General features: G+C 63.8%; 26 protein-coding genes. 12 read left to right on the plus strand and 14 right to left on the minus strand.

Annotated elements, in window-relative coordinates:
• Positions 1 to 166: 166 nt before the first annotated feature.
• The 3 genes from PVW46_RS08815 to PVW46_RS08825 all read right to left on the minus strand — a co-directional run bounded on the left by PVW46_RS08815 (position 167) and on the right by PVW46_RS08825 (position 5119).
• Positions 167 to 3535 (minus strand): caspase family protein, encoded by a 3369-nt coding sequence (locus tag PVW46_RS08815; RefSeq protein ID WP_069210297.1) that lies wholly within the window; start codon positions 3533 to 3535, stop codon positions 167 to 169.
• Between the two features lie 9 nt (positions 3536 to 3544).
• Positions 3545 to 4195, minus strand: coding sequence for an OmpA family protein (locus PVW46_RS08820; protein WP_069210298.1), 651 nt, complete (start codon positions 4193 to 4195; stop codon positions 3545 to 3547).
• A 114-nt stretch (positions 4196 to 4309) separates the two neighbouring features.
• A complete protein-coding gene (locus tag PVW46_RS08825) occupies positions 4310 to 5119 on the minus strand; it encodes an ABC transporter permease (protein WP_043137561.1) in 810 nt (269 codons plus the stop codon).
• Positions 5120 to 5237: 118 nt separating this feature from the next.
• Here PVW46_RS08825 and PVW46_RS08830 point away from each other — a divergent pair, with 118 nt between their 5' ends.
• Complete coding sequence (locus PVW46_RS08830; protein WP_043137559.1) at positions 5238 to 5831, plus strand: GcrA family cell cycle regulator; 594 nt, start codon at positions 5238 to 5240, stop codon at positions 5829 to 5831.
• Positions 5832 to 5860: 29 nt separating this feature from the next.
• Here PVW46_RS08830 and PVW46_RS08835 read toward each other — a convergent pair whose 3' ends face one another.
• Positions 5861 to 6109, minus strand: coding sequence for a hypothetical protein (locus PVW46_RS08835; RefSeq protein WP_043137556.1), 249 nt, complete (start codon positions 6107 to 6109; stop codon positions 5861 to 5863).
• 42 nt (positions 6110 to 6151) lie between these two features.
• Here PVW46_RS08835 and rimO point away from each other — a divergent pair, with 42 nt between their 5' ends.
• A complete protein-coding gene (rimO, locus tag PVW46_RS08840; RefSeq protein WP_069210299.1) occupies positions 6152 to 7513 on the plus strand; it encodes a 30S ribosomal protein S12 methylthiotransferase RimO in 1362 nt (453 codons plus the stop codon).
• A 57-nt stretch (positions 7514 to 7570) separates the two neighbouring features.
• Here the strand turns inward: rimO and PVW46_RS08845 are convergent, their stop codons facing one another.
• Entirely contained in the window at positions 7571 to 8029 is a 459-nt protein-coding gene (locus PVW46_RS08845; RefSeq protein ID WP_043137551.1) for a hypothetical protein, read from the minus strand.
• Positions 8030 to 8233: 204 nt separating this feature from the next.
• On the opposite strand from PVW46_RS08845, the gene PVW46_RS08850 reads away from it, so the two are divergent.
• Complete coding sequence (locus PVW46_RS08850) at positions 8234 to 8821, plus strand: thymidine kinase (RefSeq protein ID WP_069210300.1); 588 nt, start codon at positions 8234 to 8236, stop codon at positions 8819 to 8821.
• Positions 8822 to 8824: 3 nt separating this feature from the next.
• Here PVW46_RS08850 and PVW46_RS08855 read toward each other — a convergent pair whose 3' ends face one another.
• On the minus strand, positions 8825 to 9742 hold the full coding sequence (locus PVW46_RS08855; RefSeq protein ID WP_069210301.1) for an MBL fold metallo-hydrolase: 918 nt from the start codon (positions 9740 to 9742) through the stop codon (positions 8825 to 8827).
• Between the two features lie 153 nt (positions 9743 to 9895).
• Between PVW46_RS08855 and PVW46_RS08860 the strand changes: the two genes are divergently transcribed.
• Positions 9896 to 11206 carry an MFS transporter gene (locus PVW46_RS08860; RefSeq protein ID WP_069210302.1) on the plus strand — a complete coding sequence of 437 codons (1311 nt, stop codon included), beginning with the start codon at positions 9896 to 9898 and terminating at the stop codon, positions 11204 to 11206.
• Here the strand turns inward: PVW46_RS08860 and PVW46_RS08865 are convergent.
• Positions 11170 to 12288 (minus strand): beta-ketoacyl-ACP synthase III, encoded by a 1119-nt coding sequence (locus tag PVW46_RS08865; protein ID WP_069210303.1) that lies wholly within the window; start codon positions 12286 to 12288, stop codon positions 11170 to 11172. The genes PVW46_RS08860 and PVW46_RS08865 overlap by 37 nt on opposite strands.
• Before the next feature lie 100 nt (positions 12289 to 12388).
• On the opposite strand from PVW46_RS08865, the gene PVW46_RS08870 reads away from it, so the two are divergent.
• The gene (locus PVW46_RS08870; protein ID WP_069210304.1) at positions 12389 to 12634 is read left to right on the plus strand and encodes a hypothetical protein; all 246 of its coding nucleotides are present in this window, start codon (positions 12389 to 12391) and stop codon (positions 12632 to 12634) included.
• Here PVW46_RS08870 and PVW46_RS08875 read toward each other — a convergent pair.
• The 5 genes from PVW46_RS08875 to pcaQ all read right to left on the minus strand — a co-directional run bounded on the left by PVW46_RS08875 (position 12631) and on the right by pcaQ (position 16992).
• A complete protein-coding gene (locus PVW46_RS08875) occupies positions 12631 to 12972 on the minus strand; it encodes a tRNA-binding protein (RefSeq protein ID WP_069210305.1) in 342 nt (113 codons plus the stop codon). The genes PVW46_RS08870 and PVW46_RS08875 overlap by 4 nt on opposite strands.
• The gene (gene proC / locus PVW46_RS08880; protein ID WP_069210306.1) at positions 12965 to 13777 is read right to left on the minus strand and encodes a pyrroline-5-carboxylate reductase; all 813 of its coding nucleotides are present in this window, start codon (positions 13775 to 13777) and stop codon (positions 12965 to 12967) included. The genes PVW46_RS08875 and proC overlap by 8 nt, the downstream gene beginning before the upstream one ends.
• Before the next feature lie 59 nt (positions 13778 to 13836).
• Positions 13837 to 15234, minus strand: coding sequence for a tannase/feruloyl esterase family alpha/beta hydrolase (locus PVW46_RS08885; protein ID WP_069210307.1), 1398 nt, complete (start codon positions 15232 to 15234; stop codon positions 13837 to 13839).
• 152 nt (positions 15235 to 15386) lie between these two features.
• Positions 15387 to 15887 (minus strand): type III secretion system chaperone family protein, encoded by a 501-nt coding sequence (locus tag PVW46_RS08890; RefSeq protein ID WP_043137527.1) that lies wholly within the window; start codon positions 15885 to 15887, stop codon positions 15387 to 15389.
• A 181-nt stretch (positions 15888 to 16068) separates the two neighbouring features.
• Entirely contained in the window at positions 16069 to 16992 is a 924-nt protein-coding gene (gene pcaQ, locus PVW46_RS08895; RefSeq protein ID WP_139132355.1) for a pca operon transcription factor PcaQ, read from the minus strand.
• 93 nt (positions 16993 to 17085) lie between these two features.
• Between pcaQ and pobA the strand changes: the two genes are divergently transcribed.
• From pobA to PVW46_RS08920, 5 genes are all read left to right on the plus strand, one after another.
• Entirely contained in the window at positions 17086 to 18255 is a 1170-nt protein-coding gene (pobA, locus tag PVW46_RS08900; protein ID WP_043137523.1) for a 4-hydroxybenzoate 3-monooxygenase, read from the plus strand.
• A gap of 49 nt (positions 18256 to 18304) precedes the next feature.
• Positions 18305 to 18718: a 4-carboxymuconolactone decarboxylase gene (gene pcaC / locus PVW46_RS08905; protein ID WP_043137520.1), complete on the plus strand. Its 414-nt coding sequence runs from the start codon at positions 18305 to 18307 to the stop codon at positions 18716 to 18718.
• A 12-nt stretch (positions 18719 to 18730) separates the two neighbouring features.
• Positions 18731 to 19459 (plus strand): protocatechuate 3,4-dioxygenase subunit beta, encoded by a 729-nt coding sequence (pcaH, locus tag PVW46_RS08910; protein ID WP_043137518.1) that lies wholly within the window; start codon positions 18731 to 18733, stop codon positions 19457 to 19459.
• A gap of 61 nt (positions 19460 to 19520) precedes the next feature.
• Entirely contained in the window at positions 19521 to 20141 is a 621-nt protein-coding gene (gene pcaG / locus PVW46_RS08915; RefSeq protein ID WP_043137516.1) for a protocatechuate 3,4-dioxygenase subunit alpha, read from the plus strand.
• A gap of 109 nt (positions 20142 to 20250) precedes the next feature.
• Complete coding sequence (locus PVW46_RS08920; RefSeq protein ID WP_043137513.1) at positions 20251 to 21081, plus strand: 3-oxoadipate:acetyl-CoA acetyltransferase; 831 nt, start codon at positions 20251 to 20253, stop codon at positions 21079 to 21081.
• Between the two features lie 51 nt (positions 21082 to 21132).
• Here PVW46_RS08920 and PVW46_RS08925 read toward each other — a convergent pair whose 3' ends face one another.
• Entirely contained in the window at positions 21133 to 21678 is a 546-nt protein-coding gene (locus PVW46_RS08925) for a DUF3859 domain-containing protein (RefSeq protein WP_043137511.1), read from the minus strand.
• A 463-nt stretch (positions 21679 to 22141) separates the two neighbouring features.
• Here PVW46_RS08925 and PVW46_RS08930 point away from each other — a divergent pair, with 463 nt between their 5' ends.
• Positions 22142 to 22459 (plus strand): hypothetical protein, encoded by a 318-nt coding sequence (locus tag PVW46_RS08930; RefSeq protein ID WP_069210309.1) that lies wholly within the window; start codon positions 22142 to 22144, stop codon positions 22457 to 22459.
• 104 nt (positions 22460 to 22563) lie between these two features.
• Here PVW46_RS08930 and PVW46_RS08935 read toward each other — a convergent pair whose 3' ends face one another.
• Positions 22564 to 24162, minus strand: a complete 1599-nt coding sequence (locus tag PVW46_RS08935; RefSeq protein ID WP_043137507.1) for a phosphoenolpyruvate carboxykinase — start codon at positions 24160 to 24162, stop codon at positions 22564 to 22566.
• Between the two features lie 341 nt (positions 24163 to 24503).
• Here PVW46_RS08935 and PVW46_RS08940 point away from each other — a divergent pair, with 341 nt between their 5' ends.
• Positions 24504 to 25205 (plus strand): response regulator transcription factor, encoded by a 702-nt coding sequence (locus PVW46_RS08940; protein WP_043137506.1) that lies wholly within the window; start codon positions 24504 to 24506, stop codon positions 25203 to 25205.
• The last annotated feature ends 1 nt before the right edge of the window (position 25206 follow it).

Below are 25206 nucleotides of genomic sequence, written 5' to 3' on the forward strand. Positions count from 1 at the left end.
TAGGTTCAAATCCTACCCCCGCAACCAAAATACCAAAAAGCCCGCCCATAAGGCGGGCTTTCGTATGTCCAATCGCGACAATTCCACCACCAAGCGCTCAACCATCCAGCATCCAGCGGCTTTACCGTTGCCCCGATCTTCGGGAAAAGGCGCACTGTCCCGCACTCTAGAAAAGCACGAAATCTCCGACCATCAAGTTGCGGGCCATCCAGGGGGTTTGGCTAAGACGGTCTATTGGCGGAACGCCCTCTTGCGCGTCGCGGACACGTGAAGACACAAGCCTCTTCGTTCCTTCGAACAGTTCGCTGAGTTCAGTCAAACCGTTTTCATTCCGATCGAAGGCACCATCCTGGATCACCTCCGCCAGGGCCTGAGCAAAGAATCCTTGTTCCGTTTCCGGATCTTCCAACGAAAATTCACGTCCTTTCGCCGCGGCGAACACCACCAGGCCGGACGGTATCTGACCCAGCGCTCCGCCAACGACCTGATCGTTGGTCGAAAAGAGGCCCTCACCCGCACGTCCGCTATGACAGGCGTCTATGAACAAAGCGATCCGAATGTCCGTCCCCTCCAGAAGTGCGGAAACGGAAGAGAAGGATAGAGCGGTGCCAGCGATGTCATCGAAGCTGGTTCCCGATGCGCCGAGGTAATACCCGCCATCCAGGTCCAACCCATGCCCGGCAAAATAGAGAGCCAGAGTGTCGCCGGGCCGAGCCTTCGCGATAATCGATGACAGTTCGGACAGGATCCGGTCTGCAGTCGCCTCTCCGTCCAACAGGACGGTTTCGGAAGCTATCCCGACTGTTGATCCGGCCCGCCCGGCCAGCGCGGATGCAACCAGACGCGCATCCGGAACCGCTGCCGTTAGATCCAATGCCGGATCCCCATAGTCGTTGACGCCAATTGACAGAATATGCAGTTGCCGCTGAGCCTCGGGCATAGTGATTTCGACGCTGAATGGCACGCTGGCCACATCGTTTTCATCGGTCGCAACCAGAGTGACCCAGCGCGTGCCGGGAAACAGCTCAAAGTCGTCTTGCCAATGGTGGTCTTGACCGTCCCCCTGCAAGACATGTGTCCGCAGGCCGTCTTGAAACAAGCTCAATGTCTTGATCGGCACCGAAGCCTGAGCCTGCGCATCAAGCCGCGCCTTGGTTCCGCTGACAGTGACCGAGGCTTGCAGAACCGGCGGGGGAGTGATCCGGACCGGGTCAGGCGCTGGCAGGCCGGCCAGAACTTGTTGGGCGAGCCCGGGGACCTTTAGAAAGCCTTCGAATTGCTGGGCGGTATACTCACCGAGATGGCCGGGAAAGGTGTAGGCCACGAAGTAAGCACCTTCGGAGGTCGCATCGAAATGGCCGTTTTCTGTCCAGACGACGACCTCGTCATCCGCGTAGAGACCGGACAGAACAGTTTCCGAGTCCGACAGGCGGTTGACGAAAAAGCTGCCATCCTCCTGGACCGTGACCAGGTGCCGCCCGTCTTCGGTGATCATCACGTTGTCAAAGAGATCGCCGCGCGGCAGGTCGAACTGCTTGGCGATCACCTTGCCGGTCCGCAGGTCGACCACTGCATAGCCGAGCGCCTCTTGCGAGTGCAGAATCGCCAGATCTCCAAACACCTTTAGCCGGAACGAACAGGCGTCAATCGCATAAGGACAGATGGTCGCCGTGTTCGTACCGTCATTGCGCAGGTCTAGTCCGGCCACGATCCCCCAGGGTCGTTCAAATTGGGAAACGCCGCCGCCAATGTTGGACGAAAAGAGGTAGGTTGTCGGACGGGCGAACATTGCCGACCCTTCATGGCATTGGAACGTGGTCAGACGATGTTCGGCGCCTCCGGAGGACCAGCGCCAAAGGGTGTGAAACTCTCCCAACAGAGCGTCCCCGCCAGCACTGCAGGTCGTCAGGCCCATCCGGCGACCGAAACGGCTGGCATCAACGCCCGTTGCCATGGCGATCTCGGACCAAATTTCACGGTAAGCCTCGGCCACGACCAAGTCGTGCTGGTCCAGGGCTGCAAACCGATCCGCAGAGCTGGGGTATTCTTTCTCGTAATCGAACTTGGGCAGCCGCTCCTCGACGTCAATCCGTTCGACGACTTCACCTGCCACCACAGGCAGGCCAAACTCCCGAAGCCGCTTGAACATACGGTCAGCGGCCCCTGGCGCGTCTGCCCCGAAAGACCGCCACGCCAACGCGCTGCTGGACAGGCTTCCTGGAGCAACACCACCCCCGGCCACCGCTTCAAGCTTTCGCGGCGTGACAAGGTAGGGCGCCAGTGCCTCTGAGATGATCTGGTTTTCTTTCGACTGGTAGGACTGCGAGAAATGCGTCGGAAAGGCCTGCGCAATGGCCACCTCCGTGGAATAGCGCAGACCAATCCCGATAGCCGGTTCCACAACGGCTTGTTGCCGACCGATCTCTTGCAGGGCGGCGTTGCGATGCGAAGGTTGAACCCGGGCACCGTCACCAAGTTCGGGCCGGAACCGGTAGGTCTCATCGCCGTCGCTCAGCCGAAAAACGGCCATTTCGTTGTAGCCTTCCGCGACAAAGGCGTTGTTTTCCAGCTCCAGCAGGTAGCGGTTCTTGTTCCCGCCGCAGATACGGCAGCCATTGGTCGTGGCCTGAACCGTGCGACCCGCTGCAAAGTTGTGGAATTGCGAAAAGCCATAACCCGATAGAATCTGAAGGGCAAAGCTGTCGTCATGCGACCAGATCAGCGCGCTCCAGTCGGAGTTCACCTGGAAGCCGTCCTGGGCATCGACCACACGTTTGCCATCCACCGCGTCATAGATCCCGGCCTCGTCCCCGCCACGCAGAACGATATAGCGCCCGGCGGGCGAGAAATGCGGCGCGCCGACCTTTTCCATGATCTCGGCGCCCGTGGCGGCATCGGTCAGGCGAAAGCGGCCGTCGAACACTTGCAGGTGACGGGTCCCGTCGTGGTTGACCAGTGTGCTGGACGGGGCCTCCCCTGTGACCCTGTCGCGGACAACGATCACGGGCCGGCCCGCGGTTGCGATCGTGACGGTGGCGTTTCCCTGGCCGGGCGTTTCGACATGTTCGTCACAACCGCTGTGACCCAGCACCGCCCAGTCCACCTGAAGCGGCCCGGATTGCAGCGGTTCGACCGCGATGCGACCAGATTTAGCCATACCGCGCCCGTAATAGGGAATGATCGCGCGGGTTCGATCACGGTTCCATGAAATATCGAATGGTGCCTTGGCGCCCGGCAGAAGGGCATACATGCCGTCGCCCGACAGCCGCACCGGACGGTCAAACGAGACCATCAGGAAGATCGGTTCACGTTCCGGAAAGCCGGGGCGCGCCCAGTCAATGGACAGGCGCCCGCCCACGTCCAGGCTGTTGCCCGAAAGGCTGACGCGGGTTTCCCCGGCCAGGCGGTTGGTGACCTCGACACGGGCCTCGCAACTGAGGTCGGAGCGCAGGCCGTAGGCCGCGGCCTGCGCGGAAAGTGCGGGCAGGAACAAGGCCAGCGTGGCGGCCAGCACGGTCAGGGAAAAACGCGACATGGAATGTCCTCAGCTGTCCAGCAGGATGATCTGCACCCGGCGATTCACTTCGCTCTCTGGGCGCGCCGGATCCTTCAGGTCGGTCTCTCCCCGACCAGCAGAGATAAAGCGATCAGCGGAGAGGCCCGAAAGGCTTTGCAGCCGCTGCCGGACACTTTCGGCGCGGCGCTCGGACAGGTCGAGATTGTAGCTGTCAGAGCCGCGCGCATCGGTATGGCCCAAGATGACAAAGCGCTTGGTGGCGAATCGCTCATCGGTGATCGCCGTGGCCAGCGTCTGGATGTCGGGAAGCGACGTCGTCGCCGGGGTCGCGCTGTTGTAGTCAAAGAAGATTTCCACATCGACGCTGACCAGCGGGCCGGGCTTGGCGGCACCGGGCTGATCCTCTGTCCGGTCCTTGATCAACAGGCGGGGCTTCAGCCCGTTGGTGGCGGCGGGCTTGGTACCCGGCACGCTGCCGGGGTCGATGCTGCGCCGGGTCAACTGTACGCGCGGGCCGCATTTTTCCGCGATGCCGGCCAGGCAGTCGCTCATGTCGCGGGCGCGTTCATCGGGTTCCGGGGGCAGGCGAAAGCCCTTGAGTTCGACCGATTGGGCGGCCAGCGGCGCGCCAAGGCCAATCAAAAGGGGCAGGGCAAGGTAAAGGGATTTCCGGGTCAATACGTCAGCCTCCTCACGCTCCGGAGGCCGAAACGGCCCCCGGCCCGCGTCACGTGTCAATAATCACCCCGAAAGTGTCTGACGTGACAGGAGAGTTGGCAAGTCCGCAATTCCTCAGGACTTCAGACGCGTCCCCCGGCGGAACAGCACCCATGCGGCCAGACAGGCGAACAGAGTCGCGGCCAGGGCGATGACAAAGCCCAGCGCGGGGGCCGTGTCCGACACGCCAATCACGCCCCAACGAGCGCCGTCGATCAGGTAGAAGACCGGGTTCAGATGCGTGACCTGGTACAGCCCCTTGGGCAGCGCCTCGACCGAGTAGAACGTGCCCGAGAGGAAGGCCAGCGGCGTGATGATGAAATTGGTGATCGCCGCCATCTGGTCGAACTTCTGCGAGAAGATCCCGGCAATCAGCCCCAGCGCCGACAGAAAGGCCGCGCCCAGCGTGACAAAGGCCAGCGTCACCAGCGGCGCCTGCGGCACGATGCCCAGCACGGCCCAGAACATCGCCAGCAGGGCCACCGCCACGAACAGCCCCCGCGCCGTGCCGCCGATGACATAGCCCAGCACCACTTCGCCTGCCGAAAGGGGCGGCATCAGCGTGTCGACGATATTGCCCTGCACCTTGGACACCATCAGCGAGCTGGAGGTATTGGCAAAGGCGTTCTGGATCACGGTCATCATCAGGATGCCGGGCGCGATGAAGGTGGTAAAGGCCACGCCCATGACATCACCGCGCTGGGGGCCGATGGCGATGGTGAAGATCATCAGGAACAGCCCCGCCGTGACCAGCGGCGCAAGCAGTGTCTGGGTCCAGACATTGGTGAATCGCAGGATCTCTCGCTTGCACAGGGTCCAGAAACCAAGCCAGTTCACCCGGCCGAAACGGCGGTCGCCGGGGGCGAATGTCTGTGTGTCGCTCATGGTGCCTCCAATTCTGCTCGGCGCCTTGTAACTCGGGCCGTTATGATTAGTATAGGTGCGTCACTCAATCTCTCGGCGGCCCCTTGCGTGTGGCCGCTTTTTTCGCTGGGGGAACCCGATGTCGTGGACCGATGAACGCGTTGAACTGCTCAAAAAGATGTGGTCGGAGGGCCAGTCGGCCAGCCAGATTGCCAAGGAACTGGGCGGGGTGACGCGCAACGCGGTAATCGGCAAGGTTCACCGGCTGGGCCTGTCGAACCGTGCGGGCGCCGCCCCCGCTGCCGCCGCAGAGGCCAAGCCGGAACCCAAGGCGCAGCCTGCAGCCGCCAAGGCCAAGCCGCAGCCCAAGCCGGCCCCCGCGAACAAGCCCGAACCGGCCCCCGAGGCCAAGCCGCAGCCCGTCGCCACGACCCCGGCGATCAGCCCGGCGCGCAAGCAGATCATCCCGGCCGGTCAGCCGCTGCCGCCGCAGCCCTCGACCAACGAAATCAGCCCCGAAGCCCTGGCAAAGGTGAGCGAGATCGAAAAGAAGGCCAAAAAACTGACCCTGATGGAGCTGACTGAACGGACCTGCAAATGGCCGGTCGGCGACCCGGCGACCGAGGATTTCTGGTTCTGTGGTCTGCCCGTCCAGCAAGGCAAACCCTATTGCGAGGCCCATGTGGGCGTTGCCTTTCAACCGATGAGCGCGCGCCGCGACCGTCGTAGGTGACCGGCACGGGGTCTTGTTGCCCTCACAACTCAGCCTTTGACGCCGCGCAGCCGCAAGGCCCGCGCGGCGTCGTTGCGACAGGGGGTCTTCCAGCCGTAGATCCCCGAGATTTCCTCGACGGACCAGACGCCGTCACCGAGGGCGCCTTCGTCCTCGGGTGCGGCGTCGATCCAGCCCGAGAGGACATATCGGTAATGTCCGGCTGCATCGGTCTGCATCTCGACCCTTGCCCGCCTGTCGGCGCTTTCCTGCTGTTCAAGCTGTCGCCAATCCATCATCTGCCGCCTTTCCCAGTTGGCCAAGCCACGCTATGACGCGCCATGACCCAGAATCCTCCTGACCTGCGCCCCGACCTTGCCCGGGCGCGCGTGACCGAAACCGCCCGCCCCGGCCAGCCGACCATCGGCATGGTCAGCCTTGGCTGCCCCAAGGCGCTGGTCGACAGTGAACGCATCCTGACGCGGCTGCGGGCCGAGGGCTATGGCATCTCCCCCGATTATTCGGGTGCCGATGCGGTGATCGTCAACACCTGTGGGTTCCTCGACAGTGCCAAGGCCGAAAGCCTGGATGCGATTGGCGAGGCGCTGGCCGAAAACGGCCGGGTGATCGTCACCGGTTGCCTGGGGGCAGAGCCAGAATATATCACCGGCGCGCATCCCAAGGTGCTGGCCGTCACCGGCCCGCACCAGTACGAACAGGTTCTGGATGCCGTCCATGCCGCTGTGCCACCCGATCCCGACCCCTTTGTCGATCTGCTGCCCGCTTCCGGCGTCAGCCTGACGCCGCGCCATTTCAGCTATCTCAAGATTTCCGAGGGCTGCAACCACGCCTGCAAGTTCTGCGTGATCCCAGACATGCGTGGCAAGCTGGTCAGCCGCCCGGCCCGCGCGGTGCTGCGCGAGGCGGAAAAGCTGGTCGAGGCGGGGGTTCAGGAGCTGCTGGTCATCAGCCAGGACACATCCGCCTATGGCACCGACTGGAAAGACCGCGACACCAAGTTCCCGTTGCTGGACCTTGCGCGCGATCTGGGCAGCCTCGGCGCCTGGGTGCGGATGCATTACGTCTACCCGTATCCCTATGTGCGCGAGCTGATCCCGCTCATGACCGAGGGAAAGGTGCTGCCTTACCTGGATATTCCCTTCCAGCACGCGCATCCGGACACGTTGCGCCGCATGGCGCGGCCCGCCGCCGCCACCCGAACGCTGGACGAAATTGCCGCCTGGCGCGCGATCTGCCCGGACATCACCCTGCGCTCGACATTCATCGTCGGCTATCCCGGCGAAACCGAGGAAGAGTTCCAGACGTTGCTGGACTGGATGGACGAGGCGCAGCTGGATCGCGTGGGCTGTTTCCAGTACGAGAATGTCGCCGGCGCGCGCGCCAATGCGCTGCCCGATCACGTCCCCGAAGAGGTCAAGGCCGAGCGTTGGGCGCGTTTCATGGAAAAGGCTCAGGCGATCTCCGAAGCGAAACTCGCCGCGAAACTGGGAAGCCGGCAAGAGGTGATCGTCGACGAGGTGGACGAGGATGGCATTGCCACCTGCCGTACCAAGGCGGATGCCCCCGAGATCGACGGCAACCTGTTCATCGACGAGGGCGCGGCACATCTGCAACCGGGCCAGATCGTCACCGTCGAGGTGGATGAGACCGGCGAATACGACCTGTGGGGCCGTTTGGTCTGACTGCACTCCGTGGCCTTGGCCGGTCCGGGCTGTCCCGCACCGGCCAGGACGCAGATCTCAGACGGTTTCGTCTTCGAGGTGCAGTTTCATGTCGATCAGCACCTTCTGCAGCGCCAGGGTCTCCTTGAGCAGGCGCTTGGCCTCGTTGGCCGAGATCACCCCGTCCTCGATCGACTGGTTGTATTCGGCCATCAGCATGGCGAACCGCTGCGACAGGGCGATCACGTCGGAATTGACCCCGCCCGACGACTTGGCATTGCGACGGCTTTCGTCGAATTGTAGCTGGATGCCCTTGAGCTCGGCCAGCGCGGCGGTGACATGGGGGTAAGACGCGGCCTCTTCCAGTGCGGCCACCGCATCCACCGGCATGTACCTGTCGGCATGTTCGGGATAGTCGGAATAATAGCGGCCGAGGGTTGCCTTGGATTTGCCGGTCAGCTCGCAGGCTGCCTCGATCCCGACGTCCTTGACCAGCGCCTCGATGTGTTTTTTCAGATACCGTCCGACTACTGACATTTCTCTCCTTCGCCCCGGCAAATGCTCCGGGGACAATCCAATATCCATTTCCATTATTATCCCCGTTTTGTCATGTCATGCGCAAACGCGTCGGGCGTCAAGGCAACAAGACGGGTTGACCTGACGTAATGACGTTATCCGCAGGGTTGAAACTCCGTCGGGCCGCGCTTGCCATGCCCGCGGGGCTGGGGCATGACGCCCGACATGGCCAAGCTGCACTTTCACTACTCGACGATGAACGCCGGCAAGTCGACATTGCTGTTGCAGGCGGCGCACAACTACAACGAACGCGGGATGGACACCTATCTGCTGACTGCGGCGGTGGACGATCGTGCCGGCGCGGGCCATATCGGATCGCGCATCGGCCTGGCGCGTCCGGCGGATACTTTCGGGCAAGGGACGGATCTTTTTGCACGGATTGCGGCCCGTCTGGACAAGGGGCCGGTGGCCTGCGTCTTCATCGACGAGGCCCAGTTCCTGACCCGCGAACAGGTCTGGCAATTGGCGCAGGTGGTGGATGACCTGGGCGTGCCGATCATGGCCTATGGCCTGCGGGTGGATTTCCGCGGAGAGCTCTTTCCCGGTTCGGCGGCCCTGCTGGCCCTGGCGGATGTCATGCGCGAGGTGCGCACGATCTGCCATTGCGGGCGCAAGGCGACAATGGTGATCCGGCAGGGGCCGGAGGGTGAGGTTCTGCGCGACGGCGCCCAAGTGCAGATCGGCGGCAACGAGACCTACGTCAGCCTGTGCCGGAGGCACTGGCGCGCCGCGATGGGGGATGAGGCGGGGTAGGCGTCACTCCCACTCCATCTGTTCAAAGACGGTCTGTGCATTGCGCCGGGCAAGCGCGTCGAACTGGTCGAGATAGGCAAAGTCGGACTGGTCGACATCGACGGTCCCCAGGATGTCACCACCCGCGTCGATATGATCCCGGATGCCTGCCCGCAGGTTCGCCAGGTAATCCCGGGTATCGCGCTGCGCGGTTGCCAGATCGGTCGCGGGGCCGTGCCCGGGAATCAGGTGAACCGGCTCCAGCGCCTCGATTTCGGAGAAGGCGTCCAGCCAGTGGGCGCTGTCGGAAAAGGACATCACCCCCAGGACCCGCCCGACATAGACCACGTCTCCGGTAAAGACAGTACGCGTTTCGGGCAGCCAGACAAGGCTGTCGCCCGGGGTATGGGCGGGGCCGACATGCCGGATCTCGATCCGGGTGCCGCCAAGGGTCAACTCATGCGAGGCAGCAAAAATCACATCCGGTTGCGACGGTTCCGTCCCGGCCAGGCCATCGCTGCCGATCAGGGCGTCCAGCATGGTCAACTGCAGCGAGGCACGATCCTTTTGGTCGGCAAAGGCGGCGGCAGAGGTGATGACCTGCGCCCCCTGCGATTGCCAGTAGCCATTGCCGAGCCAGCGGTGGTCCTGTCCGCCGGTGTTGATGACATGTGTCACGGGCTGATCCGTCAAACCGCGCACCACGTCATGCAACGCGCTTGCCCCCTTCCAACTGCCGCCGGGATCGACCAGCACCGCCCCGTCGGAGGTCTCTATCAGACCGAAGGTGGCGTTGTTGCCCAGGTTCTGCGGGTCGCGCTGGGCTGCGGGGCCTTCGATGGCCCAGACACCGGGGGCGACCTGTTGCGGTTCAAGGATCTGGGCCATCAGGCCAAGCGGCCAAAGAGCCAGGGTGGCAGCGGCTAGGGCGAGGCGGCGCATGGGGTATCCTTGGGTCGTGAACGGTGGCAAATCCTAGGCGGTGCCGGGCGCGGTTGAAAAGACCAAGGGCCGCGGCGCATCGTCCGGGCTATGAGCGCCCATCTCGCCCGCCTTGGATCTTGAAGCCTGAGCTTGATTGACTAACCTGCCGCCATGATCCGCCAGCTTCTTCCCGTCAGTGCGCTTTTGCTTGGTTCCGGCCTGTTGCTCTTTGCAGGGGGGATGCATGGTCTGATCCTGCCGGTGCGGGGGGCCGCCGAGGGGTTCGGCGCCACCGAGCTGGGCCTTCTGGGCACCGGTTGGGCCGTGGGCTATGTCGCGGGCTGTTTCTATGTGCCCCGCATCGTCGGCTCCGTGGGCCATATCCGCGCCTTCGGCGTCATGTGCGCCTTTGCCGCCATCGCGATCCTGCTGCAGGCGTTGCTGGTCACGCCCGAGTTCTGGATCCCGGTGCGGGCGGTCTCGGGGTTCTGCTTTGCCGGGGCGGCGATGATCGTGGAAAGCTGGCTGTCCGACCGGGCCTCGCCGCAGTCACGGGGGACGATCTTCGGCGTCTACACGATGGTGAACCTGGGCGCGACGACCGCCGGGCAGTTGGCCATCGCCACGGGGGATGCCAGTGGGTTCCTGTTCTTTGCCGTGGCGGCCATCGTCTACAGCCTTGCGCTGGTGCCGACGGCGCTGTCGACGTCAGAGTCCCCGGCGCCGCTGACCTCGGTGCGGCTGAACCTGCCGCTCTTGTGGCGCAACTCGCCCGTGGCGGTGGTGGCGGTGTTCCTGGTCGGGATTTCCAACGGCTCTTTCGGGACGCTGTCGGCGGTCTATGCCGACCGTGTTGGGCTGACGCTGGGGGCGATTGCGCTTTTCGCCTCGATCCCGGTGCTGGCGGGGGCACTGTCGCAGGTGCCCATCGGTTTTGCCTCGGACCGGATGGACCGGCGCAAGGTCCTGCTGGTGGTGGCCGTGCTGGCGGTGGCGGCGGACCTGGGGTTCATCCTGCTGGCGCCGCAGGACCAGATGATGAACCTGGTCCTTGTGTCCATTTTCGGCGCGGCGATCTTTGCCATGTACCCGATCATCGTGGCCCACGCGAATGACCACGCGCCCGAGGGCACCTCGATCCAGGTCTCGGGCGGGCTGTTGATGGTCTACGGGCTGGGCAATATCGCCGGGCCGCTGATCGCCGGTGTCGCCATGTCGGCGGCGGGTGCCTCGGGGTTGTTCCTGACCACGATCGTGGCGCATGTGCTGATGATCCTCTATACCGCGCTGCGCATCGTCCAGCGGGCCGCCGTGGCGGAAGAGGACAAGGGCGCGTTCCAGATGTCGGCGCCGGCGCGCGGATTGACCCCCGAAACGGCGGCCTTGGCCGGCGGCGAGGAGGAGGCGGAAACGCTGGAAGAGGCGATGGAAGCGGAAGAAGCCGATCAGGCCCGTTCGACCAGCACCGATCCGACGGAATAGCCCGCGCCAAAGGAACAGATCACGCCCCGGTCGCCTTTAGCCATGTCCTCGGAGTGCTTGGAAAAGGCGATGATCGACCCGGCGGATGAGGTATTGGCGTAATCCTGCAGGATATTGGGTTGCTCACCCGCCTCCGGCACGCGACCCAGCACCTTTTTTCCGATGAAGTCATTCATGGTCTTGTTGGCCTGGTGCAGCCAGAGCCGCCGCAGGTCATCCGCCTGCCAGCCGTGATCGGACAGGTGGCCGAGGATGTGCGAGGACACCAGCGGTAGCACCTCCTTGAAGACCTTGCGCCCGTTCTGCATGAACTGCATGTCGCGCCGGTCCTCCATCTGGTCATGGGCGCGGCGCAGGAACCCGGCGTTGTTGCGGATGTTGTTGGAAAACTGCGTGGCGCAGCGTGTGGAATGGATCAGCCAGTGATCGCCCTGCGCCTCCTCCGCCGGTTCGATCACCACCGCGGTGCAGACATCGCCAAAGATGAAATGGCAGTCGCGGTCGCGCCATTCGAGGTGGCCCGAGCAGATTTCCGGGTTCACGACCAGCGCGCGGCGCGCACTGCCCGCGCGGATCATGTCGGCAGCGGCCTGGATGCCGAAGGTGGCCGAGGAACAAGCCACGTTCATGTCAAAGGCGAACCCGCCGCAATCCAGTAGCCGCTGGATCTCGATCGCAATTGCCGGGTAGGCGCGTTCGTGGTTCGAGGCGGCGCAGATCACCAGGTCGATCTCTGCCCCCTCGCGGCCCGCCTTTTCCAACGCCTTGGTGCAGGCGTCCACCGCCATTTCGGCCATGATTCCGGGAGACTCGTCCGGCCGGGCGGGCAGGCGCGGGCACATGCGGTCCGGGTCCAGCACGCCTTCCTTGTCCAGCACATAGCGGCTTTCGATGCCCGAGGCCGAAAGGATGAAATCGGAACTGGAATGGGTCAGCGGCTCGACCTCGCCGGCGGCGATACGGCCCGCGTGATCGGCGTTCCATCGGTCGGCATAGGCGTTGAAGGCGGCGACAAGCTCGTCGTTGGAAATGCTCTGATCCGGGGTGAATACCCCGTGGCCGGTGATCGCTGGCTGTGTCATGGGCGCGTCCTCCTGCCTTCGACAGGACCGCAAGCGTGGGGCGAGGTCAAGGGAACCCGTGGGGGCAGGCGCGCGTTGCCTAAATGAAAGGAGGACCGAAATGGACCGACTTGCGCTTTACCTTACCCTCATGAGCGGCAGCGGCATCGCCGGGACGCTGCTCATCGTCTTCTTCGCCTTCAACTGGTACAGCTGGACAGCGATCGCCGTCGCTGCCGGGATCGGGCTTGTGACCGCATGGCCCACCGCGCGGATGGTGTCCAAATACATCAAGGACAACGACCCGCTGTTCCACCGGCGAGAGCCCAAGGGCATCCTACCCGACCCCAACGGACCCGAGCTTTAGTGCATCCTGGACCCGTTCGGCGCGGCCTGATCCGGAGAGATCAGCACGATGGCGCCGTCCGGGTCCGATACACCCAGCACCAGCACCTCGGACCGCATCGGGCCGATCTGGCGGGGTGGGAAATTGACCACCGCCATGACCTGTTTGCCGACAAGGCGTTCGGGGTCGTAATGCACGGTGATCTGGGCCGAGCTTTTCTTTTCCCCGATTTCCGGTCCGAAATCGATCCAGAGTTTGATCGCCGGTTTGCGGGCCTCGGGGAACGGTTCGGCACGGATCACGGTGCCGAGGCGAATGTCGACCTTCAGGAAATCGTCGAATGTGATCTCGTCAGCCATTGGCCAATTCCTTCGACCGTCGCGCAGCCGCCGCCACGGTGGCGCGCATGAGCGGCGGCAGGCCATCGTCCTCGTTCATCAGCACCTCCAGCCCCGCCTGCGTGGTGCCGTTGGGCGAGGTCACGTTGCGGCGCAGTTGTGCCGGATCCTCGCCCGTTTCCTGCGCAAGGGCGCCCGCGCCTGCCACGGTGGCCCGCGCCAGGGCCATCGCCAGTTCGGGGGCCAGTCCCTCGGCCTCGCCGGCCTTGGCGAGGCATTCGATCATGTGAAAGACATAGGCCGGGCCGGAGCCGCTGACGCCGGTCACGGCATCCATCTGGCTCTCGTCTTCCAGCCGGACAACCTCACCGACTGCCGACAGGAGGTCTTCGGCGGTTTCAAGGTGGGCGTCCGTGGTCCGCGCGTTGCCGATGATCGCGGTGATGCCCTTGCCCACGGCGGCGGGCGTGTTGGGCATGGCGCGCACGATGGGGACATCGCCCAGGTGCGCCTCGTAGGTGGTGATCGGGGTGCCTGCGGCGACGGAAACGAACAGCGTGTCGCCCTTGGGCAGCGTCTGAAGCGCGGGCAGCGCCTCGCCCATCATCTGCGGCTTGACCGCGATCAGCACGACGGCGGGGCTGTCGCCGAACCCCTCGTTGATGTGCACGCCCTGCGCCTGCAGCCAGTCCGAGGGGTTCGGGTCCTGCACCCGCACGCTGTCCGCCGGCAATCCGCGTGCCAGCCAGCCGGCCAGCATCGCCGATCCCATCTTGCCGCATCCCAAGAGCGCCAGCCCGCGCCGGGCGAGGTCTGTATCCTGCATCACGTCCCCCTGTCCTTTGTCCCGGCGGACCCTAGGCCCGCCGGAAGAGAGGGGCAAGGTTACTCGGCCATGATCGAGGCAGGTGCAGTGCCTTCGTTCAGCCAGGCCTCAAGCGGGGTCATCGGGTCAAGGCTGGCGGCATTGATTCCATCCGGCCCCGGCAGGATGCCGCAATGATCGACGCCTGGCACCATGAAGAGCGCGACGTTTTCCGTCAGAACGTCCTCACCGCCCGCGGCCTCGGCGGCCTTTTCATACCAGTCGACGGTCTTGTAGGGGGTCACGATGCTGTCCGCCCAGCCGTGCCAGACGATCATCTTGCCACCCGCCTCGCGGAAGGCGGACAGGTCCGGGCTGTCGCCGTTGTAGACCTGCGCCATCGTGGCCAGCCGCGCCGGGTCCGCCTCCATGTCGAAATCCAGCGGCGACCATTCCGGGCCGGGATCGGTGGCAAAGGCCATGTATCGCCCGAAGTTGGTGACGAAGGCGGGCACCAGCTTGCCGCCGCCCTTGCCGTTGCCGGTCAGCCAGAGCCACCAGAAAGGCTCCGAGCCCTCGGGGATGCCACCCGGGTAAAGCTGCTCTCCGGCGGCATTGCGCGGCCCTTCGCGCCATTTTATCAGCGTGTCCATCTGCTGGTTGGTCAGGCCAAGCCCGCTGTAATCGACCTCGCAGGCGCGCGGGTCAGCGATGAACCCATCCTCGGCCCCGTCCACCCCGTCGCACTGTTCATAGACCGCGTCGCCGATCAGCTTGGCCTCGTCGGGGCCAAGGATCTGGCTGCCATCGGGCGCGGTATTGGCCTGCACCAGAAAGGCCATCTTGGTCGCCACCAGCCCGGTATAATCCATCGCCGGCGCGCCCGAGATGATGCCATCGAACATCTCGGGGTAGCGCTGGGCCGCGACATGGGCCATGCGCCCGCCGGTCGAACAGCCCTGGAAGATCGCCTGCTCCGAGGTGCTGCCGTAAAACGTCCCGATCAGTGCCTGCGCCACGCGGTTGGTCTCTCCGATGGACCGCCAACCCCAGTCGCGTTCCGCGTGGGGATTGTTGTGTGTCCAGCCCGCATCGACGACGGACAGCCCGTGGTGCCCGCTGTCCGAGGTGGCGGTGGCATAGCCGCGCTCCAACCCGGGACGCATGGCATTGACCCAGCTTGCCCCGGCATCGGCGCGGCCCAGGATGCCGCAGAACCCGCCGCAGCCGGCCTGGTAGTACTTTCCGTTCCACCCTTCCAGCGGCAGGCGTACCTCGATGTTGATCGCGGGCAGCGCGGTGGCGCGGACCTCGCAGTAGGCGGGCAGGCCCTCGGTCTCGACCACGCGGGCGGTCCGGACATGGGCGGCGCTCAGCACGGTGTCGCGCAAGGCAGCACAGGACGCCGCGTCCTGCTGGGCCAAGGCCGGGCTGGCAACGGCCAATAGGATAGCCAGCGCCGAAAGGCGGGTTCTCATGGATATTCATCCCTGGGATATTCTTGTTTCGGTAGAATTTCCGCGCTCTGGATTCAACTCAAGGGGAATCCCGGGTGAAATGGAAAAGGGCGCCGCAATTGCGCCGCCCCTCGTGTTTCTTGTCTCTGGAAAAATTCGGGAATACCCCGATGTCAGGCCCGCCCGTAAGCCTCTGCAATGGCGACCTGCATGGATTCTTTTGCGCTCTTGTCGGTCCAGACCATCAACTGGAAGGCCGGGTAATAGCGTTCCGAGCTCATGACGGCGGCGCCGATCATCGTGTCGATCTGCTCGGCGCTGGCGACATTGCCACCGGCCAGCACCAGCCCGTACTTGTAGACCATCAGCTTGTTCTCGGGCCAGTAGCTGAAGGCGCCGGCCCAGCACTGATCGTTGATCAGGTTCAGACCTTCGTACAGTTCCGGCAACCGCGCCTCGGGTGGCTCCATCTCGAAGGTGCAGATCATCCGCAGGGTTTCATCGAAAGCGGACCAGGCTAGGGTGATCGAGTAGGTGCGCCACTGACCTTCGACCGCCATCGCGATCTGGTCGTCCGCGATGCGGTCGAAATCCCAATCGTTGAACTCGGCGATATGCTCGACAAGGTCGATCGGATGCAATTCGTCGTTGAGATACTGCTCGGACAGGGCCATAAGGACACCCCTTTGATTATAGCGCCGTGACTGGTGATTCACCCCCAGCGCTTGCTGCCTGCTCAAGGGTCTGCGGGCTATCCCCGCGCCCTTACCAGATATGGTGCCTGCCCAAATAGGGGTGTGTAAAGCGATATTTTGATGAAGACCGCATTAAGTTGTGGACGAGTTCGATTCGGCGTCAACTTGTGGGTAAAGACTCTGCTTCGTGTCTCAGTGCGCGTTCGAACAGTTGGCGAGAGCGCGAGGCGGCGCTGTCGGGCCGCGTCATCAGACCTACCGGACCGGCGGTCAACCCCAGGTCCAGGGGCAGCGCGGCCAGGGCGCCATCGTCGATTTCCGGGGCCACGACGCCTGCGGAAATGAACCAGAGCATGTCCGATTGCCGAAGGAACCGCCGCCCGAAGGCACCGGAGACGCAGTCGATCCGATCATGGAAGGGCCCCAACCCCTGCGCCAGGCACCAGCGATCCACCAGAGGGCGGATCGCGGCGCCTTCGGGCGGGTAGAGCACGGGCCAGTCCACCAGGTCCTGGGGCGCAAGCACGGGCCGGGCCAGCAAGGGGTGCTGGCTGCGCACGACACAAACGACGCCCTCTTGGTATAGCTGCGTGAAACTGACCCCGGCCATGCTGTCCGGCGCCCCCATGCGCCCGATCACAAGGTCGAGCGCGCCGGATTGCAGATCGCGCGTCAGCGCCCCGTGTGCCCCGTCGCGCAGCACCAGCCGTGTTGCGGGCGACAGTTCGCGGAACCGGGCCACGACGCGCGGCATCAGGCGCACCGCGACCGAGGGCAGGGCACCCACGCGCAGCACCTCGGCGCCGCCTTCGCGCAGTTCGGCCACCCCGGATACTCCGCGTCTCAGCGCGGCGAGGCTTTGCCCGGCGAACTCCAGGAACACCTCGCCCTCCGGGGTCAACCGCACGCCACCGCGGTCTCGCGTCATCAGCGCGGCGCCAAGGATCTCTTCGAGTTCCTTTAGCGTCTTCGACAGGGCGGGCTGGGTCAGGTTCAGCTCGGCACAGGCACCCTTGAGACTGCCTTGGCGGGCAATGGCGGTGACAGTCTCGAGGTGGCGCAGTTTGATCCGTCGGTCCAGCAAGTGACTTTCCCTTTTTGATAAGTGTAAAGCTGAAAACGTCATTTTACATGGCCTATCGGTTCATTCTAGTCTTGTCGCAAAGGGGAGGACATCATGCGTACCCAAGTCTGCATTATTGGCGGCGGCCCGTCGGGCCTGCTGCTCAGTCAGTTGCTGCACAAGAAGGGCATCGACAGCGTCGTTCTGGAACGCAAGACCAAGGACTATGTCCTGGGCCGCATCCGTGCGGGCATCCTGGAAACCGGGATGGTCGACCTGATGCGCGAGGCGGGTGTGGGCGAACGGATGGACCGTGAGTGCATCGTCCACGACGGCACCGTGATTTCCTACGGCGACGAGGAGTTCCGCATCGATTTCACCGAGCTGACCGGCAGCCATGTGGTTGTCTACGGCCAGACCGAGGTGACGCGCGACCTGTACGAAGCGCGTGAAAAGGCGGAGGGCAAGATCGTCTTCAACGTCGAGAACGTGCAGATCAAGGATGCCGACAGCGACGCACCCTATGTCACCTACGAGGTGGACGGCACGGAGGCCCGCATCGACTGCGATTTCGTGGCCGGTTGTGACGGGTTCCACGGCGTCAGCCGCCAGACCATGCCGCTGAGCGTCCGCAAGGAGTACGAAAAACTGTACCCCTTCGGCTGGCTGGGCATCCTGTCGGAAACGCCGCCGGTGCATGACGAACTGATCTATGCCAGCTCGGAGCGCGGCTTCGCTCTCTGCTCGCAGCGCAACGCCAATCTCAGCCGCTACTACATCCAGTGTTCACTGTCGGACAGCCCGGAAGACTGGACCGACGCGGCTTTCTGGGAAGAGCTCAAGCGCCGCATTCCGACAGAGGCGGCAGAGCGCCTTGTCACTGGCCCGTCGATCGAGAAGAGCATCGCGCCGCTGCGGTCCTTCGTGACCGAACCGATGCGCTGGGGGCGGTTGTTCCTCTGTGGCGATGCCGCCCATATCGTGCCGCCGACCGGGGCCAAGGGGCTGAACACCGCGGCCAGCGACATCCATTATCTCTACAACGGGCTGGTGCAATACTATCAGACCGGCGACAGCGAGGGCATCGACACCTACTCGGAAAAGGCGCTGGCCCGGATCTGGAAGGCGGAACGCTTCAGCTGGTGGATGACCACGCTGCTGCACAGGTTCCCCGACCAGAACGAATTCGATCTGAAGATCCAGCTTGCCGACATCGAGTTCCTGCGCTCCAATCGCGACGCGCAATCGGTCTTGGCGCAGAACTACATCGGGCTGCCCTACTAATTGCCCGGGTTTCGTCACGAACCCGGGTCCGGCCCGAAGGGAGGACCGCATGACCAACCGATACGAAACCGGCATGAAGGTGCGCCGCTCTGTGCTTGGCGATGCCCATGTCGACCGCGCCGAGGCGGCCAAGACACCCTTTGACGAGGCGTTCCAGACCCTCATCACCGAAGGCGCCTGGGGCACTGTCTGGGCCTCTGACGGGATCAGTGACCGCGAGCGTTCCATGCTGACGCTGGCGCTGCTGGCGGCGCTGGGCAATTTCGAAGAGATCCCCATGCACATCCGCGCCACCGCGCGGACGGGGGCCAGCAAGGCGGATGTGCTGGAAGCGTTTCAGCACGTCGCAATCTATGCCGGTGTGCCGCGCGCCAACCACGCGCTGAAGCTGGCTAAGCAGACCTATGCCGAGATGGACGGCCCTGAAACAGGGCAGGCAAACGCGCAGTCCGGGGACAAGTGAGGAGAGACCGACATGCCCGATCAAGGCGAATTCTACCAGCGGGACCGGGACTGGCACCCGCCCGCCTACGTCAAGGAATACAAGACGAGCGTCGCGCGGTCGCCGCAATATTCGCTCATCAGTCTGCAGAACTCGGTTGGTGAGATCACCGGCCCGGTCTTCGGTCATAACGACATCGACCCGATGGACCGCGACCTGATCCACAACTACGCCACGGCCGGCGAAAGCGCGATTGGCGAACGGATCATCCTGCATGGGCGGGTGCTGGACGAGAACGCGCGGCCCGTGCCCAACACGCTGGTCGAGATCTGGCAGGCCAACGCGGGCGGGCGCTATCGTCACAAGAAGGACACCTACCTCGCGCCCATCGACCCCAATTTCGGTGGCTGCGGGCGCACGATCACGGACGAGAACGGCTATTACTATTTCCGCACCGTGAAACCCGGCGCCTATCCCTGGCGCAACTACGTCAACAGCTGGCGCCCTGCGCATATCCACGTCTCGGTCTTCGGCTCGGGCTTTGTCCAGCGGCTGATTTCACAGATCTACTTTGAGGGCGACCCGCTGATCCCGCTCTGTCCCATCGTCAAGAGCATTCCCAACCAGGAGGCGATCAACAGCCTGGTGGCGGCGCTGGACATGAATTCGACCATTCCGCTGGACACCATCGCCTACAAGTTCGACATCGTCCTGCGCGGGCGTCGCTCGACGCTGTTCGAAAACCGTCTTGAGGGGAATTGATGCATCTTCGGGAAAACTGGGAACTGGTTTTCCTCCCGGAAGATGCGTAAGGAGAATGACAATGGTACAACCGCTCAACTACCTCAAGGAAACGCCCTCGCAGACCGCCGGTCCCTATGTCCACATCGGGCTGGCGCCGGGCGCCGCAGGCTTCGACATCTACGAACGCGAACTGGGCTGGGACATCGCCGGACCGAATGCCGAGGGCGAACGCATCCGGGTAGAAGGCCTTGTGATCGACGGCACCGGATCGCCGATCAAGGATGTGCTGCTGGAGGCCTGGCAGGCCAATGCCAAGGGCATCTACGCCCATCCCGAAGGCGGCGGCGAGGTCGAGGAGGGCTTTCGCGGCTGGGGCCGGGTCATCACCGATTTCGACACCGGCGAATGGGGCTTTGACACCATCAAGCCGGGCAAGACGCCGGGCCGCAATGGCCGCATCCAGGCGCCGCACATCAACCTGTGGGTGGTGGCGCGCGGGATCAACCTGGGCCTCAACACCCGGATCTACTTCGAGGACGAGGCAGAGGCCAACGCCGAGGACCCGGTGATGAACATCATCGAATGGGAACGCCGCCGGGCCACGCTGCTGGCGAAACGGAGCGAAAAAGACGGCAAGGTCGTCTACCGCTTCGACATCCAGCTGCAAGGCCAGGACGAAACCGTCTTCTTCGACGTATGACATGATACCCGGGCCGGGGCGGGTTTGTGCCCGGCCCGGCTTTTTCCTGTCCGATACACTGACTATCCTGCCGTCACCACGAAAGACGCCAGCGAGGGGAGCGCCCGACATGACCAAACCCTGTATCATCTGCGTGGCCATCACCGGCTCTGTCCCGCGAAAGAAGGACAATCCGGCGGTGCCGATCTCGATCGAGGAGCAGGTCGAAAGCACGCAAGAAGCCTTCGAGGCCGGGGCCAGCATCTGCCACGCCCATGTGCGGATGGAGGACGAGACGCCGACTTCGGACCCCGAACGCTTTGGGCGGCTGGTCGAGGGGCTGAAGAAACACTGCCCCGGCATGATCATCCAACTGTCGACCGGAGGACGCTCCGGTGCGGGGCAGGCGCGGGGCGGGATGCTTTCGCTGGCCCCCGACATGGCCTCGCTCTCGGTGGGGTCGAACAATTTTCCGACCCGCGTCTACGAGAACCCGCCGGACCTGGTGGACTGGCTGGCCAGTGAGATGCGCACCTACGAGATCAAGCCCGAGATCGAGGCTTTCGACCTCAGCCATATCTTCAAGGCCGCAGAGATGAACCGCGACGGGCGCATCCCGGGCAAGCTGTACGTGCAGTTCGTCATGGGTGTGAAGAACGCGATGCCCTGTGACCGCAATGTGTTCGATTACTACATCGAGACGGTCAAGCGGTTGGCACCCGACGCGGAATGGTGCGCGGCTGGCATTGGGCGGCACCAGGTCGAGGTCAACGAATGGTCCATCGCGGCGGGTGGTCACACGCGCACGGGACTGGAGGACAACGTGCGCTGGGACAAGGAAACGCTTGCGCCGTCGAACGCGGCGCTGGTCACGCGGGCCGCGGACCTTTGTGAGAAATACGAGCGCCCGGTGGCCAGCTGGCAGCAGGCGCGTGAGATCCTTGGCTTGAGGGCTGCCTGAGGGGCAAAACGCGCGGCGGGGTAAACCCCGCCCTACGCCTGTAGGCAGGGGTCAGGAGACGACCTCGGCGGCGAAACAGGCCTGTTGAACCGCAGGAATCGTGCCCGGGGCCGTGACCTCGAAGGGCTGTTGCAGCAGTACCTTGCCGTCCCGTTCTACCTGGAACATCCACGGCCCTTCGACCAGTTCATAGTCCCGTTCGAAGGTGAAGAGATTCAGCGAGACATCGCCGAAATTCATCGGCGTTACCCAGCGTTCGACGGTGCGCCCCTCCGGGCCCATCGGCGGATGTGTGACCACAATCGTCACCTCGGGGACGGAAGACCCGGCGGTCAGGCTGGCGCGGATGCCAAAGCTGAGACCCATTTCCGCCGGCACCTGCACCGTTTCGACGTCGATGGGGCGGTCCTGGTCGACAAGGTTCAGAAGGCCCGACAGCGTGTCCGGCGCGGGCCGCGTGCCCTGAAGCTCGACCTCGCAGATGACGCCGAAGGCCTCCAGCGTCAGGGGCGGTTCGACAAAGGCCCCGACATCGGCAAGGGCAGGCGCCCCGACCAGCGTGGCGGCAATCAGGGGGGCAAGCGGTTTGGCGTGCATGTCGTCTTCTCCCGGGAACTGAAACCACAGTCTAACATGGGCCGAGGTTAGGCGCAGGGGCAGGATTTGCCTACCCGCACCGCCACTTGATACCGGAAAACCGCCGACGGGTGCCGGTCACGGCCGTGTGCCACGCCATTTGGCCCCGCGCCGGGTTGTCCCCCGGGACATCTTCGGCGCGGCTAGGGCCCGCCGTCCGGCAGTCGCCTGTTCCGCCCCCGTGGCGGAACCGTGGCGGCTTTCGGACCCGCAATGAGCCGAACCGTTTTCTTGCCGGACCGGCGCGGTTTCCGTCCGCAACGGGAATGTATTACGTTATCCGGGCCACTGGTAAGTTCGTGGACGTGATCGCCTGTGCGCGGACGCCGAGCGATGCCCCCGCCCTCAAGCGGAAAGACGGGTGTCACCGCGGCAGCGCACAGCCGCATGACGGGCAGGGCAACTTGACGGGACACGAAAGCGCATGACCTTCGACTACAGTATCGCCTGCGGTGTCATCGCGACGGGGGGCCTGCTTTCGGCGGCGTTGTGCCTGCCGGCGCCCTTGCCGGGGCTGACCACGGCGCGGCCCGTTCTGATCGCGCTTGGCGAGATCCTGTTCGCGCTTTTGACGCTGGTGCTGGCGACCGTGTTGAGCGCGGCCTGCGTCCGGCTGTCCGGGGACCGGGATGCCGCCATGTGGATCGCCGCGATCCCCCTGATTCTCTGGCCGGTCTACCTGCCTCTTGCGTTGGGCTGGGCCTGGTTGCGCTATCGCCTTGCGCGGCGTTTCCGTGGGTGAGCGTGGCGACTGGATCGCGGCGTTTCCCGCGCCTGCCGGGGCCGCGCGGACATGAAAAAGGCCCTCCCTAACAGGGAGGGCCGGCTTCCGTTGGTCCGGCGGTGTCAGCCGATTGCGACAGCTTTCACATCGTCGTCGATGTAGGGGACGTACTGTTCAAAGTTGTCGGCGAACATCTGCACCAGCTTTTCCGCCTGCGCATCATAGGCCGCCTTGTCGTCCCAGGTCTTGCGCGGATCCAGCAGCAGTTCCGGCACACCCTCGACCGAGACCGGCACCTCGAAGCCGAAGTTCGGGTCCTTGCGGAATTCGGCCTGGGCCAGCTTGCCCTCCAGTGCGGCGTGCAGCAGACCCCGGGTCGCCTTGATCGGCATCCGCGAGCCAGTGCCATAGGCGCCGCCGGTCCAGCCGGTGTTCACCAGCCAGCAGGTGGCGCCGTGCTTGGCGATCTTGTCACGCAGCAGGTTGCCATAGGCCTCGGGGCGGCGCGGCATGAAGGGGGCGCCGAAGCAGGTCGAGAAGGTGGGTTCCGGCTCGGTCACGCCGCGTTCGGTCCCGGCCACCTTCGAGGTGAAACCGGACAGGAAGTGGTACATCGCCTGCGCCGGGGTCAGTCGCGCGATCGGGGGCAGAACACCAAAGGCATCGCAGGTCAGCATGATGATGTTCTTGGGGTGACCGCCCAGGGCGGTTTTCGACGCGTTCGAGATGTAGTGCAGCGGGTAGGCGCAGCGCATGTTGGCCGTCAGGCTGTCATCCTCGAAATCCAGGTCGAAGGTTTCCGGGTCGAAGACCATGTTCTCGATCACCGTGCCGAATTTCTCGGTCGTGGCGTAGATCTCGGGCTCTGCCTCGGCGCTCAGATTGATGGTCTTGGCATAGCAGCCGCCTTCGAAGTTGAAGGTGCCGCGATCCGACCAGCCGTGCTCATCGTCGCCGATCAGCACGCGCGACGGATCGGCCGACAGCGTGGTCTTGCCGGTGCCCGACAGGCCGAAGAAGACAGCGGTATCGACCGGGTTGCCCGGCGCGTGGTTGGCCGAGCAATGCATTGCCATGATGCCCTTTCCGGGCAGGATGTAGTTCAGCAGCGTAAAGACCGACTTCTTGTTTTCACCGGCATATTCGGTGTTGCCGATCAGGATGAGCTTCTTTTCGAAGTTGAGCGCGATCACTGTTTCCGTGCGGCAGCCGTGCTTTTCCGGGTCGGCCTTGAAGGTCGGGCAGTTGATGATCGTGAAATCCGCCGTGAAGCTGTCCAGGTCCTCGCGGTCGGGACGGCGCAGCATGTGGCGGATGAAGAGGTTGTGCCATGCCAGTTCCGAGATCACCCGGACGTCGATGGCATTGGCCGGATCGGCGCCACCGACCAGGTCCTGCACATAGTAGTCGCCGCCTTTCATATGCTCCAGCATGTCGGCGTGCAGCCGGTCAAAGGCCGCGGCCTCCATCGGCTGGTTGTTTTCCCACCAGATGCTGTCCTCGACCGAAGGGGTGCGGACGACGAACTTGTCCTTGGGCGAACGGCCCGTGTATTTGCCGGTGGTCACAAGGAAGGACCCGCCCTTGCCCAGCGTACCTTCGCCTCGTTTCAGCGCCGCTTCGATCAGCGCTGGCTCCATGAGGTTGTAATAGACATTTCCGAGCCCTTCGATGCCCTGGTCTTCAAGCCGGAACTGAGGGTTCACCCGTCCAAATGTCATCTGCCTTGCTCCTGTGGATCGCGCTGATCAAGAATAGTTGTATGCGGCGACATACTGCGCCGATGCCGGACCTCTTAACATGCCGCTTTTCGACATGAACAGGACGCAAAGGCGCAGTTTGCGCTACCAAGCGCGGGTTTAGCGATACCACGGCGGGCAGCTGCCGAACTGCGATCAATGCAACGCAAACCGGTGAGGCATTTTAGCCATTCCTTTGCCAAATTCGCGTCTGTTGGAGCCAGGCGGCGTGGCCGATTCGCAGTTAATGATTGCTGTAAAGCGGAAAATCGCCGATAGTGCAGAAAAAAATAAGGCAACCAGAGCAGTATAAGGACAGCAAAATGTCTAAGATCGCCCTTGTGGACGACGACAGGAATATCCTGACGTCCGTTTCGATGACGCTTGAGGCAGAAGGGTTCGAGGTCGAGACCTACAACGATGGCCAGGCGGCGCTTGACGCGTTCAACAAGAAGATGCCGGACATGGCCGTGTTCGACATCAAGATGCCGCGCATGGATGGTATGGACCTGCTACAGCGCGTGCGCCAGAAATCCAGGATGCCCGTGATCTTCCTGACCTCCAAGGACGACGAGATCGACGAGGTGCTGGGCTTGCGCATGGGTGCCGACGACTACGTCAAAAAACCTTTCAGCCAGCGCCTGCTGGTCGAACGCATTCGCGCCCTGCTGCGCCGTCAGGAAGCCGTGGCCGGTGATGTCGTGGGTGACACCGAAGAGACCAAGCTGATGACCCGCGGCAGCCTGACGATGGACCCGCTGCGCCATGCCGTCAGCTGGAAAGGCCAGGACGTGTCGCTGACCGTGACGGAATTCCTGCTGCTGCAGGCCCTGGCGCAGCGCCCCGGTTTCGTGAAGTCTCGGGATCAGCTGATGGACGTGGCCTATGACGATCAGGTCTATGTCGACGACCGCACCATCGACAGCCACATCAAGCGTCTGCGCAAGAAGATGCGCACGGTCGACACCGATTTCTCGGCCATCGAAACGCTTTACGGTATCGGATACCGCTACAACGAAGAGTAAG

It is taken from the genome of Mameliella sp. AT18, assembly GCF_028807275.1.
Classification (GTDB): Bacteria; Pseudomonadota; Alphaproteobacteria; order Rhodobacterales; family Rhodobacteraceae; genus Antarctobacter; species Antarctobacter albus.